14 protein-coding genes are annotated in these 16003 nt (G+C 67.9%); 5 read left to right on the top strand and 9 right to left on the bottom strand.

The features are described from left to right. Nucleotides 1–4: 4 nt before the first annotated feature. The 4 genes from RT282_RS05545 to RT282_RS05560 all read right to left on the bottom strand — a co-directional run bounded on the left by RT282_RS05545 (nt 5) and on the right by RT282_RS05560 (nt 3762). A complete protein-coding gene (locus tag RT282_RS05545) occupies nt 5–814 on the bottom strand; it encodes an ABC transporter ATP-binding protein (protein ID WP_313312339.1) in 810 nt (269 codons plus the stop codon). Further along, a complete protein-coding gene (locus tag RT282_RS05550; protein ID WP_312757782.1) occupies nt 811–1650 on the bottom strand; it encodes an ABC transporter ATP-binding protein in 840 nt (279 codons plus the stop codon). Before RT282_RS05550 ends, RT282_RS05545 begins: the two co-directional genes overlap by 4 nt. Nucleotides 1651–1813: 163 nt before the next feature. After that, nucleotides 1814–2890, bottom strand: coding sequence for a branched-chain amino acid ABC transporter permease (locus tag RT282_RS05555; protein WP_312306039.1), 1077 nt, complete (start codon nt 2888–2890; stop codon nt 1814–1816). Further along, entirely contained in the window at nt 2887–3762 is an 876-nt protein-coding gene (locus RT282_RS05560) for a branched-chain amino acid ABC transporter permease (RefSeq protein ID WP_313312340.1), read from the bottom strand. The genes RT282_RS05555 and RT282_RS05560 overlap by 4 nt, the downstream gene beginning before the upstream one ends. Before the next feature lie 146 nt (nt 3763–3908). On the opposite strand from RT282_RS05560, the gene RT282_RS05565 reads away from it, so the two are divergent. After that, nucleotides 3909–5345, top strand: coding sequence for an NAD-dependent succinate-semialdehyde dehydrogenase (locus RT282_RS05565; protein WP_313312343.1), 1437 nt, complete (start codon nt 3909–3911; stop codon nt 5343–5345). On the opposite strand, the gene RT282_RS05570 is transcribed toward RT282_RS05565, so the two are convergent. The 3 genes from RT282_RS05570 to RT282_RS05580 form a co-directional block, all read right to left on the bottom strand. Further along, the gene (locus tag RT282_RS05570; protein ID WP_313312346.1) at nt 5332–6255 is read right to left on the bottom strand and encodes a sulfurtransferase; all 924 of its coding nucleotides are present in this window, start codon (nt 6253–6255) and stop codon (nt 5332–5334) included. The genes RT282_RS05565 and RT282_RS05570 overlap by 14 nt on opposite strands. Before the next feature lie 86 nt (nt 6256–6341). Next, nucleotides 6342–7238 (bottom strand): DMT family transporter, encoded by an 897-nt coding sequence (locus RT282_RS05575; RefSeq protein ID WP_313312348.1) that lies wholly within the window; start codon nt 7236–7238, stop codon nt 6342–6344. 104 nt (nt 7239–7342) lie between these two features. Continuing rightward, nucleotides 7343–8482, bottom strand: coding sequence for an aromatic ring-hydroxylating dioxygenase subunit alpha (locus RT282_RS05580; RefSeq protein WP_313081570.1), 1140 nt, complete (start codon nt 8480–8482; stop codon nt 7343–7345). A 257-nt stretch (nt 8483–8739) separates the two neighbouring features. On the opposite strand from RT282_RS05580, the gene xseB reads away from it, so the two are divergent. From xseB to RT282_RS05600, 4 genes are all read left to right on the top strand, one after another. Continuing rightward, nucleotides 8740–8982 (top strand): exodeoxyribonuclease VII small subunit, encoded by a 243-nt coding sequence (gene xseB, locus RT282_RS05585; RefSeq protein WP_312306048.1) that lies wholly within the window; start codon nt 8740–8742, stop codon nt 8980–8982. After that, on the top strand, nt 8979–9896 hold the full coding sequence (locus RT282_RS05590) for a farnesyl diphosphate synthase (RefSeq protein ID WP_313312350.1): 918 nt from the start codon (nt 8979–8981) through the stop codon (nt 9894–9896). Before xseB ends, RT282_RS05590 begins: the two co-directional genes overlap by 4 nt. Nucleotides 9897–9962: 66 nt before the next feature. Then, nucleotides 9963–11852 (top strand): 1-deoxy-D-xylulose-5-phosphate synthase, encoded by a 1890-nt coding sequence (gene dxs, locus RT282_RS05595; RefSeq protein ID WP_312306049.1) that lies wholly within the window; start codon nt 9963–9965, stop codon nt 11850–11852. Between the two features lie 252 nt (nt 11853–12104). Further along, a complete protein-coding gene (locus tag RT282_RS05600; RefSeq protein WP_312306051.1) occupies nt 12105–13187 on the top strand; it encodes a TRAP transporter substrate-binding protein DctP in 1083 nt (360 codons plus the stop codon). Nucleotides 13188–13354: 167 nt separating this feature from the next. Here RT282_RS05600 and RT282_RS05605 read toward each other — a convergent pair whose 3' ends face one another. Both RT282_RS05605 and RT282_RS05610 read right to left on the bottom strand, forming a co-directional pair. Next, nucleotides 13355–15163 (bottom strand): TRAP transporter large permease subunit, encoded by a 1809-nt coding sequence (locus tag RT282_RS05605; RefSeq protein ID WP_313312352.1) that lies wholly within the window; start codon nt 15161–15163, stop codon nt 13355–13357. Between the two features lie 28 nt (nt 15164–15191). Then, entirely contained in the window at nt 15192–15806 is a 615-nt protein-coding gene (locus RT282_RS05610; RefSeq protein WP_312306055.1) for a TRAP transporter small permease subunit, read from the bottom strand. Nucleotides 15807–16003 lie beyond the last annotated feature (197 nt).

The following is a 16003-nucleotide window of genomic DNA, read 5'->3' on the forward strand; positions in this document are numbered from 1 at the left end:
CGGCTCACCTCCAGGTCTTCTTCTTCTTCCAGCGCCGCTCGCCGCGCACGCTGTCGGCCTTCATGCCGAGATAGAACTCCTTGATGTCGTCCTTCTCGCGCAGCCGTGCGCAGCTGTCCTCCATGACGATGCGGCCGTTCTCCAGCACGTACCCGTAGTCCGAAGCGTTCAGCGCCATGTTGGCGTTCTGCTCGACCAGGAGGATGGTGGTGCCGCGCTCGCGGTTGATGCGCACCACGATCTCGAATATTTCCTTGGTCAGACGGGGCGACAGGCCCAGGCTGGGCTCGTCCAGCAGGATCAGCTCGGGCCTGGCCATCAGCGCGCGAGAGATGGACAGCATCTGCTGTTGCCCGCCGGACAGCAGGCCTGCGTCCTGATCCCTGCGCTCGGCCAGAATGGGAAAGTAGCCGTACACCGCCTCGATGTCGCGCGCCACCGCATCACGGTCGCTGCGGGTGTAGGCACCCATCAGCAGGTTGTCGCGCACCGACAGCAGCGGGAACACCTCGCGCCCCTCGGGTACGTGCGACAGGCCGCGGCGCACGATGGCCGCCGGGTCGTGGGCGGTGATGTCCTGGCCGTGAAACTGCACGCTGCCCTTGCGCGGGTCGATGATGCCCGAGATGGTCTTCAGGATGGTGGTCTTGCCCGCGCCGTTGCTGCCCAGCACGGTGGCGATCTCGCCGCGGCGCACCTGCAGGCTGACGCCGCGGATGGCCTTGATGGGGCCATAGGCGCTCTCGACGTTCTGCAGGCTCAGGATGGGCTCGTCCCCGGGTCGCGCGGCGAGGGCAGGGGCGGTAGCGTTCATGCGCGTACCTCCCGGCTGCTGGCCTCGGGCCGGCGCAGGCCGCTCACGTCGTCGATGGTGCCCAGGTAGGCCTCGACCACGCCCGGATGGGTCTGCACCTCGTGCGGCGTGCCCGTGGCCAGCACCTGGCCCTGGTTCATGGCCAGCACCCGGTCGGACACGCGCGACACCAGCGACATGTCGTGCTCCACCATCAGCACGGTGATGCCCAGCTCGTCCCGGATGTCCTGGATCCAGAAGGCCATGTCGTCGGTTTCCTCCACGTTCAGGCCGGACGAGGGCTCGTCCAGCAGCAGCAGGCGCGGCTCGGTGCACAGCGCCCGGGCCAGCTCGACCACCTTGCGCACGCCGTAGGGCAGGCCCGCCACCAGCGTGTCGCGGTAGTGCTGGAGTTGAAGGAAGTCGATGACCTCCTCGGCCTTCTCCCGCGCCCGCACCTCGGCGGCGCGCGCCCGCGGCGTGAAGAACATGTCGGCCCACAGGCTGGTCTCGCGCCGGGTGTGGCGGCCGATCAGCAGGTTATGCAGGACGCTGGCGTGTTCGAACAGCTCGATGTTCTGGAAGGTGCGGGCGATGCCCAGGCCGGCCACACGGTGCGCGGGCTGGTCGGTCAGGGTGAGCATGGCGCCGCTCGGCCCGGCGTAGGCGATGCTGCCGCTGGTGGGTGCGTAGATGCGGCTGATCAGGTTGAAGACCGTGGTCTTGCCGGCGCCGTTGGGCCCGATCAGCGTGAAGATCTCGCCGCGACGCACCTCGAAGCCCACCTGGTTCACGGCCAGCAGGCCGCCAAAGCGCACGCTCAGATCGCGAGCCTCAAGCAATACATCACCACTCATGACAGCCTTTCGAGGCGGCGTGCGACCGCTGATACCGGCGCACCCCAAGCCAGCAAACGCCGCGCAAGGGCCGCCCCGCCGCGCGGGCGTTGTCCCCCTTCCCGCATCGCGCGGCGATGCGAGAGAAGGGGGAAGGAGCGTAGCGACATAGGGGGATGTACCGTCACTTCAACCGCTCCGATTTCTGGAAGCTCTTTTGCCGCCTGAACATGCCTTTGCGGTAGAACGGGAACAGCTGCAGCCAGGTGCGGATCTTCAGCCAGCGGCCGTACAGACCCAGGGGCTCGAACAGCACGAAGGCGATCAGCACCAGTCCGTACACCACGGCCTGCAGGCCGGGCGCCTGGCCGATGGCGTCGGGCAGCATGTCCTTGCCCAGGGCGATGAGCTGCGGCATCAGGATCAGAAAGGCCGCGCCCAGGAAGGCGCCGTGCACCGAGCCCAGCCCGCCGATCACGATCATGAGCAGAAGGTCGATGGACTGCAAGATGCTGAACTGGTCGGGCGAGATGAACTGCATCTTGTGCGCATACAGCGCCCCGGCGATGCCGGCCAGTGCCGCCGACAGCGCGAACGACAGCGTCTTGTAGTACGCCAGGTGGATGCCCATGCTCTGCGCCGAGATCTCCGAGTCGCGGATCGCCACGAAAGCACGGCCCGTGGGGGCGCGCAGCAGGTTCACGATGCCCAGCGTGCAGACCACGGCCAGAGCCAGGCACAGGAAATAGAAGGCGCTGGTGGAGTCCAGCGTGTAGCCGGCGATCTGGGGCGACAGCACGGTCTTGCCCGAATTGCCCCCGGTCACGCTCTCCCAGCGGGCGAAGATCTCTTCCACGATGAAGCCGAAGGCCAGCGTGGCGATGCCAAGGTAGATGCCCTTGACGCGTAGCGCGGGCAGGCCGACCACCACACCCGCTGCTGCCGACAGCCCGGCCGAGCAGGCCAGCGCCAGCGCGAAGGGCCAGCCCATGCCGGTCAGCACGGCCTGCGTGTAGGCGCCCACGCCCAGGAAAGCGGCGTGCCCCAGTGAGAACTGCCCGGTGAAGCCGGCCAGCAGCATCAGCCCCAGGCCGGCGATGCCGTAGATCAGCACGAAGGTCAGCTGCGCTACCCAGTACTCGGGCGCCACCCAGGGGGCGGCCAGCAGGGCCAGGCACAGCAGGCCATACCAGAAGACGTGGCCGCCGTGCTTGGCCAGGCGGATGTCCTGCTCGTAGCTTGTCTTGAAGAGGAATCTCATACCTTCTTGAACAGCTTTTCGCCGAACAGGCCGTTGGGTTTGACCATGAGCATTAGCAACACCACGATGTAGGCGGCCGTGTCCTTGAAGCCCTCGGGCAGGTAAAAGCCCGACAGCGACTCGATCACGCCGATGACGAGTCCGCCGACGATGGCTCCCGGCAGGCTGCCAAAGCCTCCCACCACGGCGGCGGGAAAGGCCTTGAGCCCGATGAAACCCATGTTGGCGTGCACGAAGGTGATGGGCGCCAGCAGCAGGCCGGCGATGGCCGCCACTGCCGCGGCCAGGCCCCAGGCCAGGCCGTTGAGCCGCTGCACCGGGATGCCCATGTAGTAGGCTGCCAGCTGGTTCTGCGACGAGGCCTGCATGGCCACGCCCAGTCGGGTGTAGCGGAACATGGCGTACAGCAGGGCGCAAAGCACCGCGGTAGCGGCGATCACCACCAGCTGCTCGGCCGCCAGCACCAGCGGGCCCAGCTGCACCGGCTGGTCCTTGTAGGGCACGGGCAGGGCGTGGGTGTCGGTGCCGAAGCCCGGAATCATGGTCACCAGGCCGCGCAGCACGTAGCCGATGCCGATGGTGAGCATGACGATGGAAAACGCCGGCTGGCCCAGGATGGGACGGATGACCACGCGCTCCAGCAGCACGCCGAACAGCGCCATGGCGGCGATGCTGGCCAGCACCGCGATCCAGAACGGCATGCCCAGCAGCTTCATGAGCACCAGACCGCAGAAGGCACCCAGCATCATCAGTTCGCCCTGGGCAAAGCTGACGGTCTCGGTGGCCTTGTAGATCAGCACGAAACCCAGCGCGATCAGCCCGTAGATGCACCCCTGCGAGATGCCGCTGACCAGCAGTTGGAGGAATTGCACGCGGCGTCTCCATGTATTTTCACAAAGCGGGTGCTTTGCATAAATGATCCTGCCCGCAGCAGGCGGCCAACGCAGTCCGGACTAACCCTGAACGGTGTATGGTGATGCCGACTTTCTTCCCGCCAAAATCAACAAGGAGCAAATTCATGGGTTATCCGGACACCCAGCTTTTCATCAACGGCCAGTGGCAGGACGCCGCCGACGGGCGCACGCTGGCGGTGCACAACCCGGCCACGGGACAGCCCATCGGGCGCGTGGCCCATGCCGGCATCACCGACCTGGACCGGGCCCTGGCCACTGCGCAAAAGGGCTTTGAGGCCTGGCGCGCGCTGGCCGCGGTGGAGCGCGCGCGCATCATGCGCCGCGCCGCCACGCTGATGCGCGAGCGTGCCGACGCCATCGGCACCCTGCTGACACAGGAGCAGGGTAAGCCACTGGTCGAGGCGCGCGGCGAGGCCGCGGCCGCGGCGGACATCCTGGAGTGGTTCGCCGACGAGGGCCAGCGCGTGTATGGCCGCATCGTGCCGGCGCGCAACCCGGCGGCGCACCAGATGGTGCTCAAGGACCCAGTGGGCGTGGTGGCGGCGTTCACGCCCTGGAACTTCCCCATCAACCAGGTGGTGCGCAAGCTGGGGGCGGCGCTGGCCGCGGGCTGCGCCGTCATCGTCAAGGCGCCCGAGGAGACGCCCGCCAGCCCCGCCGAGCTGGTGCGGGCGCTGGCCGACGCCGGGCTGCCGCCGGGCGTGGTCAACCTGGTCTATGGCAATCCGGCGGAGATTTCCGGCTACCTGATCCCGCACCCCATCGTGAAGAAGGTGACCTTCACCGGCTCCACCGCCGTCGGCAAGCAGCTGGCGGCGCTGGCCGGCCAGCACATGAAGCGTGTGACCATGGAGTTGGGCGGCCACGCGCCGGTCATCGTCTGCGAGGACGCCGACGTGGCCCTGGCCGTCAAGGCCACGGGCAGCGCCAAGTTCCGCAACGCCGGGCAGGTGTGCATCTCGCCCACGCGCTTTCTGGTGCACGAGAGCGTGCGTGCCGAGTTCGTCGCCGCACTCACGCGCCATGCCGAAGGGCTGCAGGTGGGCGACGGCTTGCAGGAGGGCACGCGCATGGGGCCGCTGGCCAATGCCCGCCGCGTGGCGGCCATGAAGGACTTCCTGGGCGATGCGCGCCAGCAGGGCGCGCGCGTGACCACGGGCGGCGAGACCATCGATCGGGACGGCAACTTCTTCGCGCCCACCGTGCTGGACGACGTGCCGCTGTCGGCACGCATCTTCAACGAGGAACCTTTCGGCCCCGTGGCTGCGGTGCGCGGCTTCACCGATCTGCAGGACGCCATTGCCGAGGCCAACCGCCTGCCCTACGGGCTGGCGGCGTATGCGTTCACGCGCTCGCTCAAGGATGCCTACCAGCTCGCGCACCAGGTGGAGGTCGGCATGCTGTGGGTCAACCAGCCGGCCACGCCAAGTGCCGAGCTGCCCTTTGGCGGGCTGAAGGATTCGGGCTATGGCTCGGAGGGCGGCCCCGAGGCCGTGGAGGCCTGCCTGAACACCCGCGCGATCTCCATCACGCCGGTCTGACGGCGTCCGCGCCGCCGCGCTCCACGGGGCGGCGCGGGTCGCTGCACCAGTCGCTCCAGCTGCCGGCGTACAGGGCCGTCGGCGGATAGCCCGCGATCTCCATGGCCAGCAGGTTGGGGATGGCGCTCACGCCGCTGCCGCACTGGTGCACCACGCTGGCCGGATCGCGCCCGGCCAGCAGTGCGTCGAATTCCGCGCGCAGCTGGCTGGCCGGCTTGAAGCGGCCGTCCTCGCCCAGGTTCTGGCCGAAGGGTCGGTTGAGCGCGCCGGGGATGTGCCCGGCCACCGGGTCCAGCGGCTCCACCTCACCGCGAAAGCGTGGCGCTGCGCGCGCGTCCAGCACTGTCTGGCCGGCGTCATGCAGGCGTTGCTGCACCTGCCTTGCGTCCACCAGGCGGCGCAGCGGCTCACGGATCTCAAAGTTGGACTGGAAATGCGCCGGCTCGTCGCCCTTGGATACGGCGCCGCCCGCGGCCTTCCAGGCCTGCAGACCGCCGTCGAGCACGGCCACGGCGTCGTGGCCCATCCACTTGAGCATCCACCACAGCCGGCCGCAGTAATTGGCGCCGTTGCGGTCGTACACCACGGCCTGCATGTCGTTGGCAAAGCCGATGGACGACAGCCAGGTGGCGAAGCGCTCGCGGTTGGGCAGCGGGTGGCGCCCGCCGGAGCAGGGCGCATCGGCGGCGCCGGCGACCAGGATGCCGCTGGGGCCGGGCGCACCGTGGCGCGCGCTCAGGTCGGTGTCCAGGTCAGCGTAGACGGCGCCGGGGATGTGCTCCTCCTGGTACATGGCCGGTCCGTGCGAGGGCGTGGCCAGGTCGAAGCTGCAGTCGAACACCATCGCCGGCCGGCGCTCTTGTAGCAGCCGCTGCAGTTCAGGTGCGGAGATCAACAGGGTGTAGGGCATGGTGGATTGCGCACTGGGGTAACCGTGAGGGCCCGATTGTGGCGTTGTACCGCGCCCGCGGCGCGTCGGCGCGCGCCGCGTCGTGGTCAGTCGCCGCCGGCGCCGCGGGCGCGCAGCACCGAGGCGGTGATGCCGCTGGCCGCGATCAGCGCCATGCCGCCCCAGGCCAGCGGCGACAGGGCGTCGTCAAACACCAGCACGCCGTACAGGCTGGCGAAAATGATGCCGGTGTACTGCAGGTTGGCCACGAACAGCGTGGCGCGCGGGGTGAGGGCGCGGGAGTAGGCCAGCGTCATGCACAGCTGGCCGCCGGCGGCCAGCAGGCCCAGGGGCAGCAGCCACAGCGCCGGCCAGCCCGGCCAGGGCGACGCGCCCACGGCCAGGGTGGCGGCGCCGCCCGCCACGGCCGAGCCCAGCGCGAAATAGAACACCGTGCGTGCTTCGGGCTCGCCCAGGCGCGACAGCGCCGACACCTGCATGTAGGCCAGCGCCGCGCAAAAGCCCGACAGCAGCCCCACGGTGCCGGCGAAGCCCTGGCCCTCGCCCACGCTGGGGCGCAGCATCAGCAGCACGCCGGCAAAACCCACCAGCACGGTCAGCACCAGCGGCACCTGCAGCGGCGGGCGCGGCGAGCCTGACGAAGGGCGCCAGGTGAGCAGGGCGCCGCCCATGACGAAGGCGGCGATCCAGACGCTGCTCATGTAGTTCAGCGTGGTGCCTGTGGCCAGCGGCAGGAAGGCAATGGCGTAGAACCACGCACCCAGCGATATCACCCCCACCAGGCTGCGCCAGGCGTGCATGCCGGGGTAGCGCGTGGCCAGGCCCACGCCCTGGGAGCGCGCCAGCAGGGCCAGCAGCGCCATGCCGATCAGGCCGCGATAGAACACCAGTTCGGCGGCGGAAAACCAGGCCGAGGCGATCTTCACGCACAGCCCCATGCTGGCGAAGAGGAATGCCGCCAGAACCATCCAGAGGGCTTGCATGGGGTGTTGAATAAAACGGGTTTATGAATGAAAAAAGCTGCTGGCGCCCGTGGATAGGGCGCCAGCAGCTATCATTTTATGAGTAATCGAGAGAGCGCCGGCGCTCAGCCTGCACTCAGTGCGCTGCCCATCTTGCCGCGGTACCACTCGTGGAAGTGCTGCATGCCGTCCTCCATGGGGCTTTGGTAGGGGCCGGCCTCGTCGTCGCCGCGCGCCAGCAGGGCCTTGCGCCCGGCGTCCATGCGCTCGGCGATCTCGTCGTCCTCGATGGCGGTCTCCATGTAGGCGGCGCGCTGGGCTTCGACGAACTCTCGCTCGAAGGCCACGATCTCCTCGGGGTAATAGAACTCCACCATGTTCAGCGTCTTGTCCACGCCCAAGGGGTGCAGCGTGGAGACGGTGAGCACGTGCGGATACCACTCCACCATGATGTGCGGGTAATAGGTCAGCCAGATGGCGCCGCGTTTGGGTAATTCGCCGTCCTGGTAGCGCAGCAGCACGTCGTGCCACTGCTTGTAGACGTCGGAGCCGGGCTTGCCGAAGGTGGGCGCCACGCCCACGGTCTGCACCGAGTACTCGCGGCCGAACTCCCAGCGCAGGTCGTCGCAGGTCACGAAGTTGCCCAGCCCGGGGTGGAAGGGGCCCACGTGATAGTCCTCCAGATAGACCTCGATGAAGGTCTTCCAGTTGTAGTTGCACTCGTGCAGCTCGACGTGATCCAGTGCATAGCCCTCGAACGACAGGTCGTGCGCCGGGCCCATGCCGGCGAGGTCGGCGGCGATGTCGCGGCCGTTGTCCTCGAACAGCAGACCGTTCCATTCGCGCAGGCCGTAGTTGTTCAGGTGCAGGCAGGGGTCGTGCGCGAAATGCGGCGCGCCCAGCAGCTCGCCCTTGGGGGAGTACGTCCAGCGGTGGATGGGGCAGACGATGTTGCCGCCGGCGTGGCCCTTGCCCTGGCCCTGCAGGCTGCCGCGGCCCTGCAGCATGATGGCCTGGCGGTGGCGGCAGACGTTGGAGATCAGCTCGACGCCGCCCTGCGCGTTGCGCACCAGGGCGCGGCCCTGCTGCTCCTGCGCCAGCGCCAGATAGTCGCCAGGCTCGGGCACCCCCAGCTGGTGGCCGACATAGCGCGGCCCCGGCCGGAACAGGGTGTCCAGCTCACGCTGCAGTAGCGCCGGGTCGAAATAGCTGGAGACGGGAAGTTGGCTTGTGGCCTGCTGCAGTTGAAGACTTAAATCAGACATGGGTGACCTGACCTAAAGACCCCCCACAGGGAGACTGCGCGTACGCGCGCGGCTGAAAAAAACGAAACCGGCGGAGAGCGCTAACCCATCGCCGGTTCATGACAAGGAATGGGATTATAGGTGGTGGGGTTATTTCCTCGGCGGGGGTGCGTGTATTGGCGTGTCAAAGCGCCGCAGGGCGCTCGCCTGGATGGTGCGGCCTAAAATGGCCCGTTGACCACCCGCGCGCCTGGCGCCGCACACCCCGCTTTTTCTTCATGCCCAAGGCCCCTGCCGCTCCCGCACCACAGCCCGAACCGGCGACCTACGAGGCCGCCCTGCAGGAGCTTGAACAACTCGTCGCCCGCATCGAATCAGGCCAGCTGCCGCTGGACCAGATGCTGGCCGGCTACCAGCGTGGCGCGGCCCTGCTGCAGTTGTGCCGGGCGCGGCTGGAGGCCGTGCAGGAGCAGATCCGCGTGCTCGACGAAGGCGCGCTGCAGCCGTGGAACGAGCCATGACGGCCGCCATCGCTGCCACCACGGGCCCCGCCGCCTTTGCGCTGGCGCCCTGGATGGACTCCCAGCTGGCCTGCGTGGAGCAGGCGCTGGGGCGCTTCCTGCCCGTCGACGCGCCGGCCGGCCTGGGCGAGGCCATGCGCTACGCCGTGCTGGACGGGGGCAAGCGCCTGCGCCCGCTGCTGGTGCTGGCCGCGGCCGAGGCCGTGGGCGGTCAGCATCAGGCCGCCCTGCGCGCTGCCTGCGCGGTGGAACTGATCCACGCCTATTCCCTGGTGCACGACGACATGCCCTGCATGGACAACGACGTGCTGCGCCGGGGCAAGCCCACGGTGCACGTGCAGTTCGGCCAGGCCCAGGCGCTGCTGGCCGGCGATGCGCTGCAGGCACTGGCTTTTGAACTGCTCACACCCGAGGACGGCGTGCCCGCCGCCATGCAGGCCCAGCTGTGCCGGCTGCTGGCCCGCGCGGCCGGCGCCGAGGGCATGGCCGGCGGTCAGGCCATCGACCTGGCCCACGTGGGCCAGCGCCTGACGGAGGACGAACTGCGCCACATGCACCGCCTCAAGACCGGCGCCCTGCTGCGCGCCAGCGTGGAGATGGGCGCCGCCTGCGGCGCGCCCTCCGAGGCCGCGCGCGCGGCGCTGGCCCGCTACGGTGCGGCCATCGGCCTGGCCTTCCAGGTGGTGGACGACGTGCTGGACGTGACGCAGGACTCCACCACCCTGGGCAAGACCGCTGGCAAGGACGCCGCCAGCGACAAGCCCACCTATGTGTCGCTGATGGGCCTGGAGGGCGCCCGCGCCTATGCCGCCACGCTGCTGGACGAAGGCCTGGCCCAGCTGGACGCCAGCGGCTTGCCTGACACCCGCGCCCTGGCGGCCCTGGCCGGCATGGTGGTGCACCGCACCTACTGAGTTTGGGGTCTAAAAGCCCCGCAGCGCATGTCTGACAAGCGCTGGCAGCTACGAAAACAATAGCTTATGTCCACCACGAACTACCCGCTGCTCGAGCGCATCAATGACCCGGCCGACCTGCGCCGCCTCTCGCGCGCCGATCTCAAGATCCTGGCCGGCGAGCTGCGCGCCTTCGTGCTGGAAAGCGTCTCGCAGACCGGCGGCCACCTGTCGTCCAACTTGGGCACGGTGGAGCTGACCGTCGCCCTGCATGCCGTGTTCAACACGCCCGCGGACCGGCTGGTGTGGGACGTGGGCCACCAGACCTATCCGCACAAGATCCTGACCGGCCGGCGTGATCGCATGAACACGCTGCGCCAGCTGGGCGGCCTGTCGGGCTTCCCGCAGCGCGCCGAGAGCGAGTACGACACCTTCGGCACGGCCCACTCATCCACCAGCATCTCCGCGGCACTGGGCATGGCGCTGGCCGCGCGCCAGCAGGGCGTGGACCGCCACTGCGTAGCCATCATCGGCGACGGCGCCATGACGGCCGGCATGGCCTTCGAGGCGCTGAACAATGCCGGCGTGGCTGACGCCAACCTGCTGGTGATCCTGAACGACAACGACATGAGCATCAGCCCGCCCGTGGGCGCGCTCAACCGCTACCTGGCGCAGCTCATGAGCGGCAATGTCTACACCCGTGCCCGCGACGTGGGCAAGAACGTGCTGAAGAACGTGCCGCCCCTGCTCGAACTCGCCAAGCGCCTGGAGCAGCAGGCCAAGGGCATGGTGGTGCCGGCCACGCTGTTCGAGAACTTCGGCTTCAACTACATCGGCCCCATCGATGGGCACGACCTGGATTCGCTCATCCCCACGCTGGAGAACATCCGCGGCCTGAAGGGTCCGCAGTTCCTCCACGTGGTGACCAAGAAGGGTCAGGGTTACAAGCTGGCCGAGGCCGACCCCGTGGCCTATCACGGCCCGGGCAAGTTCGATCCCAAAATCGGCCTGGTCAAGCCGGCCACGCCTGCGAAGCAGACCTTCACCCAGGTCTTTGGCCAGTGGCTGTGCGACATGGCGGCCAAGGACGAGCGTCTGGTGGGCATCACACCGGCCATGCGCGAGGGTTCGGGCATGGTGGAATTCGAACGGCGCTTTCCCGGCCGCTACTACGACGTGGGCATCGCCGAGCAGCACGCCGTGACGTTCGCTGCCGGCATGGCCTGCGAGGGCGTGAAGCCTGTGGTAGCCATCTACTCCACCTTCCTGCAGCGCGGCTACGACCAGCTGATCCATGACGTGGCACTGCAGAACCTGCCCGTGGTCTTCGCGCTCGACCGCGCCGGCCTGGTCGGCGCGGACGGCGCTACCCACGCCGGCGCCTACGACATCCCCTTCGTGCGCTGCATTCCCAACATGAGCATGGCCTGCCCGGCCGACGAGCGCGAGTGCCGCCAGCTGCTGACCACCGCCTACGAGCAGAACCACCCCGTAGCCGTGCGCTATCCGCGCGGCGCCGGCGTGGGGGCCCAGCCGCTGGCCAGCCTGGAGGGCCTGCCTTTCGGGCGTGGCGAGGTGCGCCGCGAGGGCCGGCGCATCGCCATCCTGGCCTTTGGCACGTTGCTGTACCCGGCGCTGCAGGCGGGGGAGGGCCTTGGCGCGACAGTGGTCAACATGCGCTGGGCCAAGCCGCTGGACACCGAGCTGCTGCTGCGCATCGCCGGCACGCACGAGGCGCTGGTGACGGTAGAGGAAGGTGCCATCATGGGCGGTGCCGGCAGCGCCGTGTGCGAGGCCTTGAACGCCGCCGGCCTGACGCTGCCGGTGTTGCAGCTGGGCCTGCCCGACGACTTCATCGAGCACGGCGACCCGGCTCGCCTGCTGGCCCTGCAGGGACTGGACGCGGCGGGCATCGCGCGCGCCATTGACGAGCGTTTCGGCAGGCCTGCCGAAGCGCGCGCCCGCAGCGCGGCATAGCGCTTGCCGCCCGGTTGCCAAGCTGTCGGCCCGCGCCCTGCGGGCCGCGCCGTCCCACGTGCCAGGCACCGCAAGTCTTTGCAATGAAAGTGCGCCAAAGGGCGATTTCAAGGGGAAACCCGTAACGGCCGCGCCCGGTGCGGTTTTTACAATTTGTCGTCGTGCAGCGCCGCATGCCGCTACCGCGGAAACCACGCGCTGCCGTCTTGCTTTTGTACTTTCGTACCTACCCCCAACTGGAGAACCAAGTCCATGGATCGTCGTTCCATCATCAAGCAGGCCGGCCTGGCTGGCGTGCTCGCCGCAGGCGTGGCGCCTGCCGTGCATGCACAGGCCACAGTGCGCTGGCGCATGGCTGCCAGCTTCCCCAAGTCCCTGGACACCATCTTCGGCAGCGCCGTGAAGTTCTCCGAGACCGTCAAGGAGCTGTCCGGCGGCAAGTTTGAAGTCTCGGTGCACGCCGCCGGCGAACTGATGCCCGCCTTCGGCGTGGTCGACGCGCTGGAGAAGGACACCATCGAGATGGCCCTGTCCGCCGCCTACTACTTCACCGGCAAGGACCCCATCTTCGCCTTCAGCTGCGCCGTGCCCTTCGGCCTGACGGCCCTGCAGAACATGGCCTGGAAGGACTACGGCAACGGCCGCAAGCTGCTCAACGAGTTCTTCTCCAAGTACAACTTCCACACCCTGAGCGCGCTCAACACCACCACCCAGATGGGCGGCTGGTACCGCAAGGAGATCAAGGGCGTCGACGACCTCAAGGGCCTGAAGATGCGCATGGGCGGCGGTGTGTTCGGCGAAGGCATGGCCAAGCTGGGCGTAGTGGCGCAGAACCTGCCGGCAGGCGACCTGTACCAGGCGCTGGAAAAGGGCACGCTGGACGCGGTCGAGTTCGTCGGCCCTTACGACGACGAGAAGCTGGGCTTCAACAAGGTCGCCAAGTACTACTACTACCCGGGCTGGTGGGAAGGCGGCGCCGACCTGGAGTTCTTCATCAACAACAAGGCGTTCGAGAAGCTTTCGCCCGAGAACAAGGCCATCGTTCGCGCTGCCGCCGCCGTGGCCGCCGCTGACGGCACGGCCAAGTACATGGCCGTGAACCCACAGGCCCTGAAGCGTCTGGTGGCCAGCGGCACGCAGCTCAAGGCCTTCCCCAAGGCCGTGAACGACGCCGGCTTCAAGGCCTGCATGGAAGTCTTCGCCGAGCACGAGGCCAAGTCGCCCGAGTTCAAGAAGATCCACCAGGACATGCGCGCCTTCCAGCGCGACCAGATCCTGTGGAACCGCTTCTCCGAGTTCCCGTTCAACCAGTACATGAACAGCGTGAAGATCTGACGCTCCACGCGCCCACAAAAAAACCGCAGCAGCCGCTGCGGTTTTTTTCTGCCTTTTGCTATCGTTTAAATAGCTGCTGACGCTTGTTTGTCGCGCGCTGGACGGTGTTTTGGCACTGATGGCCGTCCGGCGCCGGTGCCCGCCGCGGCGGGCACCAGACCGCTTTGCTACTGGCTCGCCGCCGGGGCGGGCGCCTGCGGCTGCACGGCGTCCTGGATGGCCTTGAACGGGTCGTCGTCCTCGGCCGGGGCCACCGACTCGGGCTCGGGCATGGACGCCGCGCCGCCGGGCGGCTGCGCCTCGGCGTCGCCGTAGTCGTTGCCGTCCTGGTTCAGGCTCTCCAGCATCTGCGCGCCCACGGCGTCCATGTTCACGTCGACCTTCTTGTCCAGGCTGCCCGTGACCAGGCCCGGGAAGGCGATCAGCACGCTCACCATGATCAGCTGTATGAACAGGAAGGGGATGGCACCCTTGTAGATCTGCATGGTCGTCACCGGCTCCATGATCCGGCCGGTCACCGCGTCCTTGTAGGGCTTTTCGGGCGCAACCGAGCGCAGGAAAAACAGCGCGAAACCGAACGGCGGGTGCAGGAACGAGGTCTGCATGTTCACCGCCAGCAGCACGCCGAACCAGATCAGGTCGATGCCCAGCTTGTCGGCCACGGGCGCCAGCAGCGGCACCACGATGAAGGACAGCTCGAAGTAGTCCAGGAAGAACGCGAGGAAGAAGATCATCACGTTCACGAAGATCAGGAAGCCCACCTGGCCGCCGGGCAGGTCGGCCAACAGGTGCTCGACCCACACCGGACCGTCCGCGGCCTGGAACACCATGCTGAAGATGGTGGCGCCGATCAGGATGAACATCACGAACGAGGACAGCCGCGTGGTCGAGGCCAGCGCCTGCTTGAGCAGCGACCAGGACAGGCGCCCGCGCAGCAGGGCCATGATGAGCGCGCCCACCGCGCCCATGGCGCCGCCCTCGGTGGGCGAGGCCACGCCCAGGAAGATGGTGCCCAGCACCAGGAAGATGAGCAGCAGCGGCGGGATCAGCACGAAGGTCACGCGCTCGGCCAGCTTGGACAGAAGCCCCAGGCCGGTGAGGCGGTTGGCCGAGGCGATCAGCCAGGCAACGAAGGCGCCGCCGCAGGCAGCCACCACCACTTTTTCGTCGGTCGGCACGGACTCCACGAGATGGCCTTCCCACCAGCTGTGGATGTCGGCCATGTGCGACTCCAGCACCCACGCCACCAGGGCGGAGATAACCAGCACGGCGACCAGCGAGGGGTAGCCCGCGCTGCCGTTGGGCTCGCGCAGCGTGCGCGCTTCCGGCGGCAGGGCCGGCACGGCCTGAGGCTTGAAGATGGCCAGCAGCACCACCCACAGCACGTACAGGCCCACCAGCATGAAGGCCGGCATGAATGCGCCCTTGTACATGTCGCCCACGCTGCGGCCCAGCTGGTCGGCCATGATGATCAGCACCAGCGACGGCGGGATGATCTGCGCCAGCGTGCCCGAGGCGGCAATGACGCCGCTGGTCAGCGGCCGGCTGTAGCCGTAGCGCAGCATGATGGGCATGGAGATCAGGCCCATCGAGATGACGGAGGCGGCGACCACGCCGGTGGTGGCGGCCAGCAGCGCGCCCACGAAAATCACGGCCAGCGCCAGGCCGCCGCGCAGCGGGCCGAAGACCTGGCCGACCGAGTCCAGCAGATCCTCGGCCATGCCGCTGCGCTCCAGGATCAGCCCCATCAGCGTGAAGAAGGGCACGGCCAGCAGCGTGTCGTTGGCCATGATGCCGATCAGCCGCTCGGGCAGCCAGGCCAGGATGGTGGCGGGAAACACGCCCAGCTCGATGCCCAGCAGGCCGAAGAACAGGCCGCAGGCGCCCAGGCTGAAGGCGACGGGAAAGCCCAGGATCAGGAACAGGGCCAGCCCCGCGAACATGATCGGGGCGAAGTTGGTGGAGATGAATTCCATGGAAAGGGTGCTCCGGTCGGTCGGGCGTTCAGCGGGAAGCGGCCGCGCCGGCCTGGCGCTCCTGCTCGGTCTGCAGGCGCAGGGCTTCGATCAGCGCTTCTTCATCGCTCTTGTCGGTCAGGCGGCCCATCGGGTCCGGCCCTTGGCCCTTCAGGAAGGCGATGCGCTTGATCAGCTCCGACCAGCCCTGCAGCATCAGCAGCGTGAAGCCCAGGGGCAGCGCGACCCATACCGGCCAGCGGATCAGCCCGCCCGGGTTGCCCGAGACCTCGCCCGATTCGAAGCGGCTGATGAGCATGGGGATGCCCAGGTACAGCACCAGGATGCACACCGGCGTGAGGAAGAACAGGAAGCCGAAGATGTCGATCCACACCTGCGTGCGCTTGGACAGGCGGCTGTTGACCACGTCGATGCGCACATGCTCGCGGTGCAGCAGCGTGTAGCCGGCGGCCACCAGGAACGACCACGCGAACAGGTACCACTGCACTTCCAGGAAGGCGTTGGAGCTGTAGTTGAAGAGCTTGCGCACCACGGCGTTGGCGGCGCTGATGACGGTGGCGGCAAAAATCAGCCAGATGCAATATTTCCCGACGAAGGCGTTTAGCCTGTCTATGGCCCGTGATAGGGCAAGTAGTGCCTGCATGGTGTCTCCAAGATAAAGGCGGTGGGCACGCGCACGGCCCGCGCGGCGGGTAGGTGCGCGGGCCGGACAAAGTTTTACAAGGGCGGCATTTTACGGACGCCGCGGACCGCCCTTGCCCCGGTGTTTCCCTCTCTTGGTGTCGATTCCGCGCGGATACGCTGCTATGGCTTGTATAGCAATGAGGGATATTGCGTACA

The sequence above is a fragment of the Pulveribacter sp. genome (assembly GCF_032079985.1).
Taxonomy (GTDB): Bacteria; Pseudomonadota; Gammaproteobacteria; order Burkholderiales; family Burkholderiaceae_C; genus Melaminivora.

Bases quoted from the DNA above. Each gene is read 5' to 3' on its own strand.
- RT282_RS05600 (WP_312306051.1), top strand. From the start codon at position 12,105: ATGGATCGTCGTTCCATCATCAAGCAGGCCGGCCTGGCTGGCGTGCTC.
- RT282_RS05610 (WP_312306055.1), bottom strand. From the start codon at position 15,806: ATGCAGGCACTACTTGCCCTATCACGGGCCATAGACAGGCTAAACGCC.
- RT282_RS05550 (WP_312757782.1), bottom strand. From the start codon at position 1,650: ATGAGTGGTGATGTATTGCTTGAGGCTCGCGATCTGAGCGTGCGCTTT.
- RT282_RS05565 (WP_313312343.1), top strand. From the start codon at position 3,909: ATGGGTTATCCGGACACCCAGCTTTTCATCAACGGCCAGTGGCAGGAC.
- RT282_RS05580 (WP_313081570.1), bottom strand. From the start codon at position 8,482: ATGTCTGATTTAAGTCTTCAACTGCAGCAGGCCACAAGCCAACTTCCC.
- xseB (WP_312306048.1), top strand. From the start codon at position 8,740: ATGCCCAAGGCCCCTGCCGCTCCCGCACCACAGCCCGAACCGGCGACC.
- RT282_RS05575 (WP_313312348.1), bottom strand. From the start codon at position 7,238: ATGCAAGCCCTCTGGATGGTTCTGGCGGCATTCCTCTTCGCCAGCATG.
- RT282_RS05570 (WP_313312346.1), bottom strand. From the start codon at position 6,255: ATGCCCTACACCCTGTTGATCTCCGCACCTGAACTGCAGCGGCTGCTA.
- RT282_RS05590 (WP_313312350.1), top strand. From the start codon at position 8,979: ATGACGGCCGCCATCGCTGCCACCACGGGCCCCGCCGCCTTTGCGCTG.
- dxs (WP_312306049.1), top strand. From the start codon at position 9,963: ATGTCCACCACGAACTACCCGCTGCTCGAGCGCATCAATGACCCGGCC.
- RT282_RS05605 (WP_313312352.1), bottom strand. From the start codon at position 15,163: ATGGAATTCATCTCCACCAACTTCGCCCCGATCATGTTCGCGGGGCTG.
- RT282_RS05545 (WP_313312339.1), bottom strand. From the start codon at position 814: ATGAACGCTACCGCCCCTGCCCTCGCCGCGCGACCCGGGGACGAGCCC.
- RT282_RS05555 (WP_312306039.1), bottom strand. From the start codon at position 2,890: ATGAGATTCCTCTTCAAGACAAGCTACGAGCAGGACATCCGCCTGGCC.